18 protein-coding genes and 1 pseudogene are annotated in these 15,629 nt (G+C 30.4%); 10 read left to right on the forward strand and 9 right to left on the reverse strand.

The window, feature by feature from the left end:
• Both COX95_02240 and COX95_02245 read right to left on the reverse strand, forming a co-directional pair.
• A partial coding sequence (locus tag COX95_02240) for a hypothetical protein (protein PIZ86058.1) occupies positions 1-186 on the reverse strand: 186 nt, incomplete at its 3' end.
• Complete coding sequence (locus tag COX95_02245) at positions 186-467, reverse strand: hypothetical protein (GenBank protein PIZ86059.1); 282 nt, start codon at positions 465-467, stop codon at positions 186-188. The genes COX95_02245 and COX95_02240, both read right to left, overlap by 1 nt.
• Before the next feature lie 535 nt (positions 468-1,002).
• Between COX95_02245 and COX95_02250 the strand changes: the two genes are divergently transcribed.
• The 3 genes and pseudogenes from COX95_02250 (at position 1,003) to COX95_02260 (ending at position 1,641) form a co-directional block, all read left to right on the forward strand.
• A complete protein-coding gene (locus COX95_02250; GenBank protein ID PIZ86074.1) occupies positions 1,003-1,164 on the forward strand; it encodes an Em GEA1 (EM1) in 162 nt (53 codons plus the stop codon).
• A gap of 27 nt (positions 1,165-1,191) precedes the next feature.
• Positions 1,192-1,476 (forward strand): general stress protein B, encoded by a 285-nt coding sequence (locus COX95_02255; GenBank protein PIZ86060.1) that lies wholly within the window; start codon positions 1,192-1,194, stop codon positions 1,474-1,476.
• A gap of 9 nt (positions 1,477-1,485) precedes the next feature.
• Positions 1,486-1,641: pseudogene (locus tag COX95_02260) on the forward strand (Em GEA1 (EM1)).
• Between the two features lie 50 nt (positions 1,642-1,691).
• Here the strand turns inward: COX95_02260 and COX95_02265 are convergent.
• On the reverse strand, positions 1,692-2,291 hold the full coding sequence (locus COX95_02265; protein ID PIZ86061.1) for a hypothetical protein: 600 nt from the start codon (positions 2,289-2,291) through the stop codon (positions 1,692-1,694).
• A 293-nt stretch (positions 2,292-2,584) separates the two neighbouring features.
• Between COX95_02265 and COX95_02270 the strand changes: the two genes are divergently transcribed.
• Positions 2,585-3,511, forward strand: a complete 927-nt coding sequence (locus COX95_02270) for a hypothetical protein (protein ID PIZ86062.1) — start codon at positions 2,585-2,587, stop codon at positions 3,509-3,511.
• Positions 3,512-3,525: 14 nt separating this feature from the next.
• Positions 3,526-3,747, forward strand: a complete 222-nt coding sequence (locus COX95_02275; protein ID PIZ86063.1) for a hypothetical protein — start codon at positions 3,526-3,528, stop codon at positions 3,745-3,747.
• Between the two features lie 32 nt (positions 3,748-3,779).
• On the opposite strand, the gene COX95_02280 is transcribed toward COX95_02275, so the two are convergent.
• From COX95_02280 to COX95_02295, 4 genes are all read right to left on the reverse strand, one after another.
• Positions 3,780-4,151, reverse strand: a complete 372-nt coding sequence (locus COX95_02280; protein PIZ86064.1) for a response regulator — start codon at positions 4,149-4,151, stop codon at positions 3,780-3,782.
• Between the two features lie 21 nt (positions 4,152-4,172).
• Positions 4,173-5,777 (reverse strand): hypothetical protein, encoded by a 1,605-nt coding sequence (locus COX95_02285; protein ID PIZ86065.1) that lies wholly within the window; start codon positions 5,775-5,777, stop codon positions 4,173-4,175.
• Positions 5,767-6,306 (reverse strand): hypothetical protein, encoded by a 540-nt coding sequence (locus COX95_02290; protein PIZ86066.1) that lies wholly within the window; start codon positions 6,304-6,306, stop codon positions 5,767-5,769. The genes COX95_02285 and COX95_02290 overlap by 11 nt, the downstream gene beginning before the upstream one ends.
• Before the next feature lie 88 nt (positions 6,307-6,394).
• Positions 6,395-7,174 carry a hypothetical protein gene (locus tag COX95_02295; protein ID PIZ86067.1) on the reverse strand — a complete coding sequence of 260 codons (780 nt, stop codon included), beginning with the start codon at positions 7,172-7,174 and terminating at the stop codon, positions 6,395-6,397.
• Positions 7,175-7,377: 203 nt separating this feature from the next.
• Here COX95_02295 and murC point away from each other — a divergent pair, with 203 nt between their 5' ends.
• Genes murC through COX95_02320 form a run of 5 tightly spaced genes read left to right on the forward strand, consistent with a single transcriptional unit; the run spans position 7,378 to position 11,283 of the window.
• A complete protein-coding gene (gene murC / locus COX95_02300; protein ID PIZ86068.1) occupies positions 7,378-8,763 on the forward strand; it encodes a UDP-N-acetylmuramate--L-alanine ligase in 1,386 nt (461 codons plus the stop codon).
• Positions 8,744-9,610, forward strand: a complete 867-nt coding sequence (locus COX95_02305; protein ID PIZ86069.1) for a UDP-N-acetylenolpyruvoylglucosamine reductase — start codon at positions 8,744-8,746, stop codon at positions 9,608-9,610. The genes murC and COX95_02305 overlap by 20 nt, the downstream gene beginning before the upstream one ends.
• Positions 9,601-10,047 carry a hypothetical protein gene (locus COX95_02310; GenBank protein ID PIZ86070.1) on the forward strand — a complete coding sequence of 149 codons (447 nt, stop codon included), beginning with the start codon at positions 9,601-9,603 and terminating at the stop codon, positions 10,045-10,047. The genes COX95_02305 and COX95_02310 overlap by 10 nt, the downstream gene beginning before the upstream one ends.
• The gene (locus tag COX95_02315) at positions 10,044-10,487 is read left to right on the forward strand and encodes a hypothetical protein (GenBank protein PIZ86071.1); all 444 of its coding nucleotides are present in this window, start codon (positions 10,044-10,046) and stop codon (positions 10,485-10,487) included. Before COX95_02310 ends, COX95_02315 begins: the two co-directional genes overlap by 4 nt.
• A complete protein-coding gene (locus tag COX95_02320; GenBank protein ID PIZ86072.1) occupies positions 10,465-11,283 on the forward strand; it encodes a hypothetical protein in 819 nt (272 codons plus the stop codon). Before COX95_02315 ends, COX95_02320 begins: the two co-directional genes overlap by 23 nt.
• A 187-nt stretch (positions 11,284-11,470) precedes the next feature.
• Here the strand turns inward: COX95_02320 and COX95_02325 are convergent, their stop codons facing one another.
• Both COX95_02325 and COX95_02330 read right to left on the reverse strand, forming a co-directional pair.
• Positions 11,471-13,252 carry a hypothetical protein gene (locus tag COX95_02325; protein ID PIZ86075.1) on the reverse strand — a complete coding sequence of 594 codons (1,782 nt, stop codon included), beginning with the start codon at positions 13,250-13,252 and terminating at the stop codon, positions 11,471-11,473.
• 1,161 nt (positions 13,253-14,413) lie between these two features.
• Entirely contained in the window at positions 14,414-15,496 is a 1,083-nt protein-coding gene (locus COX95_02330; GenBank protein PIZ86073.1) for a hypothetical protein, read from the reverse strand.
• Positions 15,497-15,629 lie beyond the last annotated feature (133 nt).

Raw genomic sequence — 15,629 nt, forward strand, 5'->3', positions numbered from 1 at the left:
CCATTCAATGATTCTGTAATCTACTATCATTTCTCTTTTTTGTTTGGGGCTAGTTGATTTTGTAAGAGTCCATAACATATTGGACTTTTGGGGTAAGATGAAATTATTCAAGAAATATTTTAAAGGTGGTTGTTTGTTTAATGACCTATGAGCTTTTCTAGTATTATACCAGATTAAGTATTGCATCAATCCTCTGCTAAATTAAACTCTTCTGTATCACACAGGTTTTCTCTGTGCCAGTTTATGTATTGCTCTTTTAAGGTTCTATTGAATCTCTCCACATAAGCATTTTCCTTGGGACGTCTTGGGTAGCTATTAAAATGAACTATGTTGTTTTTCCTAACATATGTCCTAAAGTGCTTCTCGAACTCAGATCCGTTGTCTGTCTGGATTCTTTTTCCAAAGAAAGATAGTTGATCTTCCTTTATTGAAAGCTTCTCTGGTGACCATAGGCCCAAATTCGTCAAAGAACTTAAGAATTCTTATTCTTTGTTCGATTAACTGCTTTTGCTTTAGAGAATAGTGAGATATATCGTATATGTACTTCATAAGACGATTATATCCCTTAAAGTAGCTTGCAAGATAGATTTGCTACATTTAGACTCCTTACCTAGAGTCCAATATGTTTCTGAACTTATGCAAATATTTCACCTATATTTTGTATTTATAACAAAATATACAAATAAAATTTAAAAAACAATAACTTTTTATATTAATATAATTACTAACTTTATTATTATAAGCATGAATAAGCTTAATTAAACATTTAGAAAAATATAAAAATCCAATATCTTTGATAAGAATAAATTACACTAAATATTGCTTAAAGATAGATAAAATAAGCCACGCCTAAAAAAGAGCACAAGCACTTTTAAGGAAGTTCTGGAAAAAATGAACATGACTTCTATAAAAAATAGAGCATAAATGAATTACAGAATATAAAATGATAAAAAGTAAAAAAGGCAAATAAATAAAATAAAGGAGGTATTAATTATGGCTAGAATGCCAGGAGAAAAAGAACCTATGACTACTGCAGAAGCAGGAAGAAGGGGCGGGACCAGCACATTCAAAAAATATGGTCCAGAATTCTATCACAAAATAGGCACCAAGGGTGGCCATAGAGTAAGAGAACTTATACAGAAAGCTAAGGGAGGTATGAAATAAAATTATAAAAAATAAAGGGGGATTAGTATGGCTAAAGAAAAAAAATCTATCACTACCGCAGAAGCAGGTCAAAAGGGAGGAGCAACAACTTCCAGAAAGTATGGGCCTGAATTTTATCAGGAAATTGGTCAAAAAGGTGAAGAAGCAGTGAGTGAAAAATATGGACCAGAGTTTTACCAGAAAATCGGTCAAAAAGGGGGAAGGGTTGTAAGCGAAAAGTATGGGCCTGATTTTTATCATAAAATTGGAACAATGGGTGGACATAAGGTAAGAGACCTTATTAAAAAAGCGAAAGAGAGCTCAGAAGGATAAGGAGGAAAAATGGCCAAAAAAGCTAACGCTAAGCCTGCCATGACTACTAAAGAAGCCGGGCGAATAGGAGGCAGAAAAACAGCAAGAAAATATGGAAAAGAATTTTATCAGACAATAGGCAAAAAAAGCGGTCAAGCAGTAAAAAAACTTATACAAGAAGGAAAAAACCTTAGGAATAAGATAGTTTGGGATAGTCCTGTATCACAGGACTATTTTTATTTTAAGATAGCCAAAATTTTTGTGCTATTAAAATTTTTATGAATAATTTTTTCAAACCCTTTAATATCTCCTTGAAAAAAAAGCTTTTCTAGAATACTATCGCCAATATCTTCTATCAAAAAAGAGATACGATTTGCCTCCCACTGATAGCCAGAGTCTTTAACAAAACCAGTTTTCTTATTGGTAAAATATTGTATTACTCCTTCATTCAAAAGCTTAAAATAATTAATCTTTTTTCCTTTTTTAAAAATCTGGGTATAAAAACCAGATTTTACAGTGGTTTTATCTTTATGTTTATCGATCTTTCTAAAACTTGATGCATGAAGAAGTTCATGATAAAGAATATTAATAATAAAATCTCTATCTAGTAGTTTTACTAAATCCTTATTAAATAAAATAGTTCTTTCCTCATGTTCGTAAAAAGCGGGTATATCCTTTAATCCTCTATACGGATAAACAGATTTTAGTTTATTGGTAAATCCCGAGACTTGAATTTTAACACAATTCAGGTTACTAGGGTTTATATTCCCCTTAAAATCATTCACTATTTTTTTCTTTAGTTTAATAAATATATCTTTAAGATCTCTTTCGGTCATGGTATCATTCTAGCTTCTAAAATATTTGTTGTCAATTTCAACAATAATACGATTTTGTGGATAATTTATTTTGTAGGATATTACAATGATAATGAATTTCTTTTAACTTAAAATTTTAAAGAAGGCTAAATCTTTCCTAGATCTAACATTTAAAAATAAAAGGTTTAATTAAAAACCAGACTAGGAAAGATTAGCAATACGTTTCCTGCTCTTGTTAAAAATGAGGGCAGGAATTTACCACTAAACAAATTTATAATATAATCTAATCAAACTTATTTAAAGGCACTAAGCAAATGGAAATCTCCAAAGAACAAGCGGAGAAAATTCAAAACCATATAATGAGCTTGCTAGGTAAAGAAGTAAGCTTTGTTGATACCGAAAACCGATACATTGCTTCAAGCTACCCTAATAATGTAGGGAGAAAAGCCAATCTTTCTACTAATATTTTTACTGAAAGTCAACCTAAAGAATTAGAGATAAGAGGCGAGGAACAAATAGTAATTCCTATTATTTATGAAGGTAAAAGTTTAGGTGTTTTACTTGTTAATAATGATGATAATAACGGCCTAGAACAGGCTAAAATAATTAAAAGTTTTACAGAACTTTTAATGCAGCAAACGATAGAAAAAACTCGAGCCCTTAAAGATTCAACCGATCAATTTATATCAAAAATGTTATTCGAAAATGATCCTAAAAAAATACCATACCTTATCTCTGAAGCTTCAATATTAGGCCATAAATTAAATATCTCAAGAATAGCTATTTTTATTAAGATAGAGGGATTTTGGGAAAATTGCTTACTAAATGATTATAGATTCGAGGGTGATCGAACTAGAGTAATAGAACATTGGAAAAAAGAAATAGAGAATGCCATTTCGGGCTTCTTTACGAAAGCCTCTGATAATATTATCGCATATTTAGGAGAAGACTATTTTATAATCTTTAAAGATATCTCAAATTCCGATGAAGATAAAGCAATTGAGCTTATTAATAAAAATTTTTCTGAGATATTTAATCCTTTAAAGAATCATCAAACTAAAAAAATAACCGTTGGAATCAGTAAAGCTTACATAGGTATAAAGGGTTTAATAAAAGCTTATAACGAATCAAAAATGACTGCATTATTAGGTGAAAAAATATACGGGGGTGATAAAAGTTATTTCATTGATGATTTAGGAATAGTCTCTATAATAGGCGACGGTGCACGAGAAAAAAATTAACTTTTTCTTCTGAATTGTTAGGTAATTTAACTAATAATGATTTATTAAAAACCCTTGAATTTTTCTTTAAAGAAAACCTTAATCTAACCAGCACCGGGCAAAAACTTCACATTCATAGAAACACCGTCATTTATAGATTAGACCAGATTTCACGAATAATAGGCTTAGATCCAAGAAATTTTGATGACGCTGTATCAATAAAAATAGCCCTCCTAATAAGGCAGCTATTTTCTTAAAATGTCTAAGACAAAATCTTAGAATATAAAATCTATTTTAGAATTTCCTTTACCTTATTTACAACCTGATCTGGCGTATTATAGGCTTTTACAAGATAATCAGTAGCACCCAGAGAAATAGCCAGCTTGATATCTCTATCTGCATCTTTTACTCCAAGATTAGTTAATATAATTACAGGAATATTTTTATATTCATTTTTTGATTTTATGTCTTTTAGGACTTCAAACCCATTCTTGTCCGGCAGGAGAATGTCTAATAGAATAAGATTCATGCTAGAATCAATCTTTTGAATCACTTCTTCGCTATTTTTCGCTACCACCGTATCAAATCCAGACATTTTAAATTGTTCTTCGTACATCTCTGCTAAAGTTACATCATCTTCTATTAAAAATATTTTTTTCATTTTTCCTCCATTAATTTTTATTTATTTTGTGCATGGTAATTGTAATTGTAAAACTAAAGGAATACGGATTTTAAATGTAGTACCCTCACCTTTTATACTAGATGCCGAAAGTTCTCCTCCTATTTCATTAGCCAACTCTCTAGCAATATATAATCCTAAACCAGCACCGGGCACACGTGATGTTAAAGAATCACTCACTCTATAAAATCTTTGGAAAATATTTTCGATATCTTCTTCTGATATACCTATTCCGGTATCACGAATATTGATTATGATATCATTATGATCTTTTACAAGACTAATAATTATTGAATCTCCCCCCGAATACTTAATAGCATTATCTATAATTCCAGATATGACTATTTTAAGACGTTTATAATCAGATGACGCGAAAACAGGCTGGGTAGTAAAGTCTTTTTTAACGCTAATACCTGTCTTTTCAATGTTATAGTTAAGATTAACTATAACATCATTTATAAGCTCGATTAAATCAATTGTTGTTAACTTAATAGAAGATTTATCGCTTTTGATTCTGATAATTTCTAACATTCGCTCAACTAAATCCATTATCTCTTCAGATGATGTATAGGCCCTTTCTAGGTACCGAGTTTTATTTTCTTCATTAAGCCCCTTATTGTTAAGTATCATACTCATATAGCCTCTCACAGCAGTTAGGGGAGTCCTTAGTTCGTGTGTAGCTGAAGTTATAAAGTCCTCTCTTTCTTTTTCAATTTTTTTTAATTTATCTATATCTCTAATTATTTCTACTATAAGCACTAACTTACCGAAATTATCTAATATAGAATAGGCGCTAACAGATACCCACTTAAATTCGCCGTTTTTTTGCTTTAGCCATAATTCATCATTCTTAATTATTTGAGATTTGTGTATTCTTTTTCTTTTTACTATTTCCATAGCAGGGCAGAAGTTGCCTATTTTTGTTTTTGAAAATGGATTATAAAGGCTCCTACTTTCGCAAGCAAGATGCCCCTTTAATTCTTCTTTTTCAAACCCGGACAACCTGCAAAATTCCGGGTTAGTGTCAATAATGATACCCTCAGAGTCATATATAATCATTCCTATATCTACAGTCTGAAAAAAAGTGTGCCATCTCTGTTCCTGCATCTTGATTGTTTGCAGTTTATCAGATAGATCACTCACAACCGATTTTAGTTTATCGCGCTGAGAAACAACTTTATTATGTAAATCATGAATGTTTACAGCTGAAGCAACTTGTGATGAAACTAATCTTAATACTTCCAATTCATATTGTTTAATTAGCTTTGGTTTCTTCCAATGAACTATAACTAAACCAATAACTTTATTCTCAAGAAGAATTGGGCTAATCACTAATGAACCAGCTTTAAATGGGCTTTTAAAATTTAAACGCCAATTATTTTGAATATCAAATACTAAAAGAGTCTCTTTTTTATTTTTAATAAAATCAATGATATCGGCAAAATCTGGTTTTTTTCTATCTATAAAAATTAAACAATTATCAACTCCTAAGTTTGCCATTATTGTTTCTTTAATAACAGATAAATAATCATCCATATCTAAACTCAATTTAGAGACTGCATTGCTTATTTGATAAAGCAATTGTCTTATATCTTCATTATTTTCCATAATTTATATAAGCCTCAAAAATTGTTTTATTTCTAGGGCTAATATTCGGTCCTTCTTCGGGTGGCGACCAAAAAACCGAATCAATTTCATAGTTTTCCATTACCGTGCCTTGTGTTTCACATTCATAAGCAAACCAATCATGGTAATCCGCGCCGGCCCGACAAGAGTTTTTTACATCCACTTCCTTAAAGAATAATTTCGCTTTTTTCACTCGTAAGCCTGTTTCTTCAAAAACCTCTCTATCCAATGCCTCTCTTGACGTCTCACCATTATCAATATGTCCTGCTGGTATTGTAATGCCGAAAGGATAAGTCCTTCTTTTTATAAAAAGTATCTGACCTTTTCCGTTTTTAATGATAGCTTTAACAACCTGATGTTTGATTCCATAATTTGTATTTATTTTCTTAATTCGACCACGATCAAGATAACGAGAAGATTTTTGTTTACAACTTGAACAATAATATTTGACTAAATTTTTCTCAACTATCTCAGTTAAATTATCAGAATTACATATGATACAAACCTTCATAGCGTACTCCTTTAAAGAAAAAATCTCTGAAATGCTAAACTCCAAAGATTTTTGTTATATATCAATAGTTTTTTTATACCCCCTATTTCTATAATTTTTTATCAATAATGCTTTCTATTTTGAATATCGTATCCATTAAGCGGCCGTCTTCATTATTAACTATATAATTTATTATTAGCGGATATAATACATAAGCTAACACATTATAACGCTGCGCGTCTTCAATTGTACGATCAATTCTTATTTTTTCCTGCGGAGTTAAAATATCACGCCTATGTTGCAATCTCTCTCGATCTTCTAATCTTTCTCGTAAATGTTTAATTGGCGTCCTAAGATAGACTATCATCATATTTTTGAATAATTCTTTTTTGAGAACTAAACATGTTATAAAAACTCCAGGAATTAATAATATCTTTCTATGCTTCCTTGCTTCGAATATTTTCGTTACGACTTCTTCCATCATTAGTGCGTAATAATAATCACCCTTAGATCTAAACAATAAAGAGCCATCCATGTTTTTTTCTAAATACTCCCTAGAAGTAAAATAATAATTTCCTATGTCGCTACCGATACTATTTGCATCTTTAATTTCTCTCATTGTCGGATAATCTTTCTGTGTGCCTATCCTGGGTGGCCTAGAAGTATGTAGTTTTAATCTAATAATATCGTCACGAGAAGATTCTAAAAAACTAATTACAGTATCTTTACCCGCACAATTTATACCAGCAAGACTAAGTATGCGCCTGTATTTTTGTCCACTTTTAGAAATTTTTCTAATATTTTCCTCGTTAACTATAGAATAATCATCACTTCTTACTTGTTTCTGATTATCAAATTCAAGGAATCTTTCTATAGGACAAGAATCCATAATAACAGCCCCTTTTTTATAAATATCAAAGATCAATTTATATTAAATATAACAAATATATAATTGTTTTTAAATATTATATTGGTATTTTTATTAATTTGTTTTGTCAAAAATTACAAAATAATTAACTACTAACTATGAAATCCTACAAAATCATTTTTAGCTTTTAAAATTTGCCTCTTTGATTTAAAATTGAATAAGTTATGAAAATACACTTTATAGGAATAGGAGGCATAGGGATGAGTGCGCTTGCCGGCATTGCGGTAAAAAGCGGCTATATTGTTAGTGGTTCTGATATAGAAGATAGTTATAATATAAAACACTTAAGAAATTTGGGTGTAAAAATTTATATAGGACATAAAAGAAGCAACCTTGATCCAAAAACAAATCTTATCATAATTACATCATCAATTAGTAAAGATAACCCCGAGGTATTAAAAGCACGGCAGCTAAAAATAGCTATGAAAGACAGGGGAGAATACCTAGGCAAACTAATGAAAAACAAAAGAAGCGTTGCCGTTGCTGGTACTCATGGCAAAACAACGATCTCTTCAATGATTTCAGTAATACTGGATAAAGCTGGTATGGATCCTACTGTTGCCGTAGGGGGTCTCATAAAAGAGTTTGGCAACCAAAATTGGATAAAGGGAAAGAGTGACTTAATCGTTGTTGAGGCATGTGAATATAAGTCTTCATTTTTAAAACTTAAGCCAAGCATAGCGGTAATATCCAATATAGAAAAAGAGCACCTAGATTATTTCAAAAATATAGATAAAATAATTGATGCTTTTAAAAATTTTTTAAAGTTAGTACCCCAAAATGGCTTCGCAGTTGTAAATGCTGATGATATAAACATTCAGAAAATATTAACAAATACTCAATTTGATTTTCCGATAATAACCTATGGGATGTCAGAAAGCTTGGCAGAATGGAGAATTGAAAATGTTAAAGAAGAAAAGGGTCAGGTATCTTTTGACGTATTTAAAAATAAACAGATTATTGATAATTTTATAATTAGAGTACCCGGCAAACATAACACAATGAATGCCTTGGCTTCTATAATTGTGACTTCAAAGTTAGGCGTTAATCTTAAAACTATTAAAGAAACCTTGTTAGAGTTTACTGGCGCGAAAAGAAGAATGGAACTCAAAGGAGAAAAAAATGGAATTATAGTAATTGATGACTATGGACATCATCCAACAGAAATCAAGGTAACATTGGAAGCAATTAAAAATTTTTACACTAATAGAAAAAGGCTGTGGTGCATATTCCAACCTCATCAATATTCTAGAACTCGGCTATTTTTCAATGATTTTATAAATTCCTTTGACTTAGCTGATAAATTAATCATAAATGATATATATGAAGTTAGAGATACTAAAAAAGACATTCAAGCCGTTAACTCAAAAAAACTAGTAGAAAAAATTCAAGAAAAAAAAGAGATAGATACATTGTATATAGAATCATTTAAGGAGACGGCAAAATATTTATCTAAAAATGCAGAAAATGGGGATATAATATTAACTATCGGGGCAGGCCCAGTTTATCAAGTAGGAGAGTTATTTTTAAATGAAAATTGTAAAAAATAAATCTTTATGTAACTATACATCCTTTAGAATAGGGGGGGAGGCTGATTACTTTGCTGAAGTAAACAGTAATGGAGATATATTGAAAGCGGTTAACTTTGCCCAAAAGAAAAATATTCCCTATGTTGCTATTGGTAATGGATCAAATATTTTAGTTAATGATAAGGGGTATAGGGGATTAATAATCAAGATATCTAATATTAACTGCATAAACATAGAAAAAGATAAAATTACATGCAGTGCTGGATTACCTTTGAGCAAGCTGCTCCAAGAAGTAAAAAATAATAATCTAGGCGACATAGAATTTTTAATTGGCATACCTGGTACAGTAGGAGGAGCGGTAGTTGGCAATGCCGGCATGAAAAACAAACATATTTCAAATATTTTATATAAAGCAGAATTATTAAAGTCTAACGGTAAAATAATTGAAGTAGATAAATCTTATTTTGGCTTTGGCTATCGCGAAAGTAATCTTAAAAATAATAAAGATATATTATTAGAAGCTACGTTTAAACTAAAAAAAATATCCAAAAAAATACCAGATAAAATAACGAAAGCAGTCATTAAAAATAGAGTAAATCAACCTATCGGCTATTCTGCCGGTAGTATATTCAAAAATCCTAAATCAATGTTTGCAGGAAAAATAATAGAAGACTTAGGCATGAAAGGTAAAAAGAAAAACAATGCTCAAATATCCCAAATACATGCAAACTTCATCATTAATCTAGGTGGCGCAAAAGCAGCGGATGTTAAATACTTGATTAACCAGATAAAAAGAAAAACGATGAACAAATATGGTATTCATTTAGAAAGAGAAATAAGATACCTAGAAGAAAGGGGATGGAGGTGAAAAAAAAGAATATAGTAGTGTTATATGGCGGCGACTCTAACGAAAGAATAGTCTCGTTAAAAACTGGCTTAATGATATCTAAAAACATCAATAAAAAGAAATATAACGTAAAACTAATAGATACAAAAAAAGAAATTTTCAAAATCATAGACTTGGCAAAGAAAAAAAATATTGATCTTGCGTTTATTGCGCTTCACGGAAAAGGCGGAGAGGATGGCTCAATACAAGGATTTCTCGAAACATTAAAAATAAAATATACGGGTTCTGGCATTCTTGCTTCAGTTATTGGTATGGATAAAGAAATAACCAAAACAATTCTAACTGCAAATAAGATAAAAACACCTAATTTTTCTATAATAAACAAAGAGTCTAATATTAAAAAAAATCTTACTTTCCCATCAATTCTAAAACCAATTAATGAGGGTTCCAGTAATTGAAGAAAAATCAATCCTTAATACTAGAAGAATATATTAAAGGCACGGAAATAAGCGTTGGTGTAATTGAGATAAATAATCAATTAATTTCTTTACCGCCTATTGAGATAATTCCTAAAGAAAGTGAATTTTTTGACTACAAATCAAAATATTCAGGGCAAAACGAAGAAATTGTACCCGCAAGAATAGAAAAACAAATAGAGAACAAAGCAAAAGAATTAGCGACCACAGTACATAAATTAATTAAATGTAAAACAATTTCAAGAACAGACATGATAATTAGAAAAGGGGAAATATTTATACTTGAAATTAATACAATCCCTGAAATGACTCAAGAAAGTTTATTGCCAAAAGAAGCAAAAGAATTTGATATCAGCTTTGAAAAATTAATTAATCTAATCATAGAAAAGGAACTAAAATATGGAGAAAAGAAAGGTTTATAATAAAGTATACAGAAATCCGAAGGTTTTTTCGCAAAGAAAAAAAATCAGAACAGGGAAGATATCTATATTTTTAAAAAAAGTGGTTATTTTTTTAATTATAATAATTATTTCTTTTTTAATAATCTATTTATTCAAATCTGATTATCTAAAAATTAAAAACATAAAAATAAGTGGCGACGGAGAATTTCAGCAAAAAGTAGATACATACATTAAAGAAGAATTACAGCGAAATAAGTTATTTATCTTTAATAACGATAATATTATCTTATTTAATAGCAGGGAGGCTGAAAATAATATACAAAAAAGAATTAAAGAAATTAAATCGATTAGCATCACAAAAAAAATACCAAATGCAATAGAAGTCATATTTCGGTGCAAAAAAGCATCTATAGTTTGGGAAACAAAAGATAAAAAATATTTAATTGATGGCGAAGGATTTGTTATTAAAGAAATTGATAACAACAATGACTTAATAACCATAAAGGATGAAAGCAATTTACCGATCGGTAATGATGATAGAGTTGTTTATCCAAATTTTGTAAGCTTTGTTGAAAACTTAACTAATAGATTAAAAGGATTAAGCATCAATATTGACTATATCAGTATCAAAGAAACAACATTTATATTAAATATCCATACCAAAGAGAGTATTAGTTTAATACTTGATACTACAAAAAGCCTTGACGATCAAATCAATAAATTATCAGAAACATTAAAACAACTAGAATCAAAGAAAAATAATATAGAATATATTGATCTAACAATTAAAAATAAAACAATTTATAAATTAAAATAAAACTTACTACTTCTCCCCAATACTATTTAGTACAACGTCTTGCAACATACATTGTACGACATATTACCACGATACTCCCTGAGCCAAACAGAAGATAATATTATTAAAATAATGTTTCGTAAACAAATTAAAAACACGAAGATAATATAAACTCTATGTGCTCTTAATAACTAAAAACAATCTATTTTTAATCAAACTTGATTATTTCACCAGGCTTAATTTCCTTTTTCATCTCCTGATCTTCATCCTTACTATCCCCTGTTTCTTCTACGATATGGCTAGTATCTGATTTAAAGGATTGATATATTAATTCATTATTGTTAATTTCTGGCTGCTTTTCTGATGGTCTAGAAACTTGATTTACATCAGTAAGAATTTTTTTATTTATCTCTAACTTATCCTCTGACTTGTTGATGTCTCTTGATTGTATAATTTTAGATGTCATTTTTTTTATCTGCTCTGATTTAACAGTAGGGATATTTTCAATACCATTGATATCATTTTTATCAATTTGCTTTATTGTTTCAATTTTACTCACCGATTCTTCTAATTTTTGTTGATCGTCCATGCTCTCGACTGGCTTCTTACTTATATTTTCCTTAATCTCTTGCAAATACCTTCCATAGCCTTGATAATTATTAACTTGCGTTTCTTGAACATTTTGACCATTCTCTGCGCCTAAATTATTTTCTTTTTCATTAGAAGCGGCCCATTCTGAAATCTTCTGCTCAACAAATTCCCTATCGGTAGCATATCTCTCTTGACTAGCCCTAATAATAGTTTGAACATTATCATCCGTTGGTTCAGGTATTTTTAATGTTTTAGCAGAAAAAGCATTTCCTGTAACCCCATCAACCGATAATTTTACATATACTTGATATTTATCAAGATTTACCAAATCATTTGCATCAAACACAGGCTCTAATTCTTTATCCAAAAACAAAGAATCAGTTGCTCCTACTCTAAAACAAACTAAACTACCGGCATTACCAAAAATTGCATCTCTAACAGGTTCTGAAAGTTGTGCAATATATTGATTAGCTAATATAAGATTTAATCTATATTTTCTAGCTTCTGATAAAATTTTAGCAAAACTCTCTGTTGCAAAATTTTGAAACTCATCAACATAAAGATAAAAGTCATTACGTTTCTCTTCCAGAACATCAACTCGACTCATTGCGGTTAACTGCATTTTTGTAATCATCATGGCGCCTAATAAAGCTGCGTTATCCTCCCCTATCTGCCCCTGCGCTAATCTTAATAATAATATTTTTTTATTATCCATAATTTTCCGAATGTCAATTTTACTCTTAGGCTGACCTACGATATTTCTGATAGTTGGACTAGAAAGAAATTGACCAACTTTATTTTGTATAGGAAGAATAGCATCAACTCTTGTCTTTTCGTTATATTGTGCAAATTCCTTAGTCCAAAAGTCGTGTATAACAGGATCGTTTAAACTCTTTACTACCTTTTTACGATATTCATTATCAACTAATATTCTAAGAATACCGAACATAGTACTGTCAGGATAATCCAATAAAGATATTATCGTATTCCTTAATATATATTCTAACCTTGGCCCCCATGATTCTTGCCAAATCTTCTGAAAAATACTTATTAACCCTGAGGCTACTAGATTCTTTTGATCAGCACTTACGGTCTCAAGAGGATTAAATGCAACTGGATGATCTATATCAGCCGGATTAAATAACACAACGTCATTAATACGGTTTTTAGGAATGTATTGTAAAATCTTATCAACAAATTCTCCATGAGGATCAACAACCGCTACCCCATGACCGGCGTTAATATCAGAAATAACCATATTCTCCATCATGTTAGTTTTTCCTACCCCAGTCTTACCGATAATATACATGTGTCTTCTTCTATCATCTTCTTTTACGCCAAATTTTTCCTTCTTATGACGAAAATTAGTTTCTGCAAAAACTGATATTTCCTTATCAATATCAGCTCCGGTTGCTACAGGAAGATTCTCTGGCGGTTCACCTTTTTTGGAACCAGTCCAATCAATATTAGGCGTTTCAACTGAAATATTAGGAAGGTGAAATATACTTGCTAACTCCTCAATATTCAAAACAAAGCCTTCTTCTGTAAACAATCTTGATCTATAATCCTTTACAAACTGATCACCAGCGACTGATGATCCTGCCTGAAAACCATTAAGGTTTACTGTATTAAACTGTTTAAATGCGCTGACAACTGATTTTAATTTAATTTTTGCTGTATTTAGATCCGATTTTTTAGAAATATATCCAATTCTAATCTTAACGCCAAAGCCTAATTTAGCAATTTTTTCTTCTATTGCCTTTACTTTGGCTTCATCTCCAGGTGCTACCTTTACTGGCGCTGCTGGCTGTGTGAGTGTTTCTGGTGGCGCTACAGCAGCTTTCAAAAGTTCTTTTGTAAATCCAACGGCTCCGTCTTTTATTATTGAACCAAACCCCCTAGAATCTGGCGAATGACCTTCCCTAACTGCATTAACGTAAGCTATCCCCCGCTCTTGCCATATATCGTCTACTGGCTTAAAAAGAATCTGAATCCAAATCTGGTCTTCGGGATCATTAATCTTAGATAACACGCTTGTTATACCTGATAGCGGGTCTACTTCTTCAAAGTTAAGAAAAGTTTTGATAGGAAGAACATCATTTTTGTTAAGCACTAAATTTGTACCAATAATTTGATAATCAGAAAACTCATTAGATGCATAGTCGCTTATTACTTCAAACTCTACTTTAGAATATTGTGCATATATTTGACCCTCTACAAAGTCCTTAAGATGAGTAGGAAGCCAGACAAAAAAAGAAATCCTTTCTTTAGAAGAAACAATCTCAAAACTTATATGTTCCTGGAGAGATCCTTCTCTGACTCTTTCTTTGTTGGGCTTAAATATTCCATGCAAGCTTGCAAACATCTGTTCAGCGGATAATGGACCCTTTTCGTTTTCTTTTGGTACGGAAATTTTAATTAAAGTATACTCTTGAGACTCAATCCACTCTCTTCTTCTTTTATTTTGATAAGAATAATAAAGAAAAACAGGGATAGCTACCCAAATGGCTATAAAAATTATAAAAAATATATATCTTGATAATATTGATAATATTTCCACTTATTGTTCCCTTAAATAATAAACTGCTCTTTTTAATCTTTTAAACTGGGGCTTCTCTTGTAAATTAAGAAGTATTGTATTTTTTTTAACTAATCTTCTCTCTAGGACTTTTTCAATAATATCATTCTTGTGCATTGGCTTCTGTTCTTTTTTTAATAAATCTTCTATAACTTCTGCAACTGTTCCAGGGTTATACCCCCATTCTTTTAATGCATATATACCTCGACCGACTAAAACAAACCTAGGATCACGGATTAGTTCATTATGCACCGCTTCAACACTAATGTTTTTTTTGGAAAAACCAGATTTCCTAATAAGGTCTGTAAGATCCTTATAATGTAAAGGTTTTTTGATTTTTTTAAAAACTACATATACCTTGTCTCTCGTGTTTTTTGGGTTAACAATACCCCAGTCAGTTAAACCTAATTCATTTTCTGGCGTTTTACCAATAATTTTTGAAAAAGAAAAAACCGATGATATTAAATCAACATTAACCGTATCTCTGTAGATAGGGTTAATCTCTTTTAGAATCATACCAGTTAAATACTTTTCTGTTAAAGATTTATTATTTTCTTTTAATATTTCTTCAGCTATTTTAATAATACTTAAAATAAGATTTTGTCCAATTCTCACATTAAACCAAGATTCTGTTATTTTAGGACTTTCTATTCTCGTTAAATCATGAGATGACTCTAATATTATACGTAAAGAATATTTATTTTCAGAGTTTTCTAAATTTAATTTTTTTTCTAGTTCCAGTGTTGACATAATCCCCCCATTATCATTGATGATACCGTTTAAATACTTAAATACGGGCTTTAAATTATTTGAAGAACCGATCTTGTTAAATATATGTTTTTCAATCTGCCTGATTCTTTCCCTAGTAACTCCAAATGTCAATCCTATAGATTCTAGGGTTTCAGGTTTTTTATCAAATACGCCAAAGCGTCTTGTTAAGACTTCTCTTTCTTTACCATTCAATAAATCATTAATAATAAAATTATTAATCTCAGATAGATTAAAATTATATTTTTTATCGACATTTTTGACCAAATTTACAGACCGGCTAATATATTCATCCATAAATATATTTTAGCACAAATAAGCTAAAAAGTCAAGCCTGTGTACGCGTCACGCACATTTGAGACTCCGGAACAGTTTTTATTAAATAATCAATGGGTGAAATATTACCCAAAGATTGGTGTATTCTCTTTGT

The sequence above is a fragment of the bacterium CG_4_10_14_0_2_um_filter_33_32 genome (assembly GCA_002792735.1).
In the GTDB taxonomy this organism is placed as follows: Bacteria; Patescibacteriota; CPR2_A; order CG2-30-33-46; family CG2-30-33-46; genus CG2-30-33-46.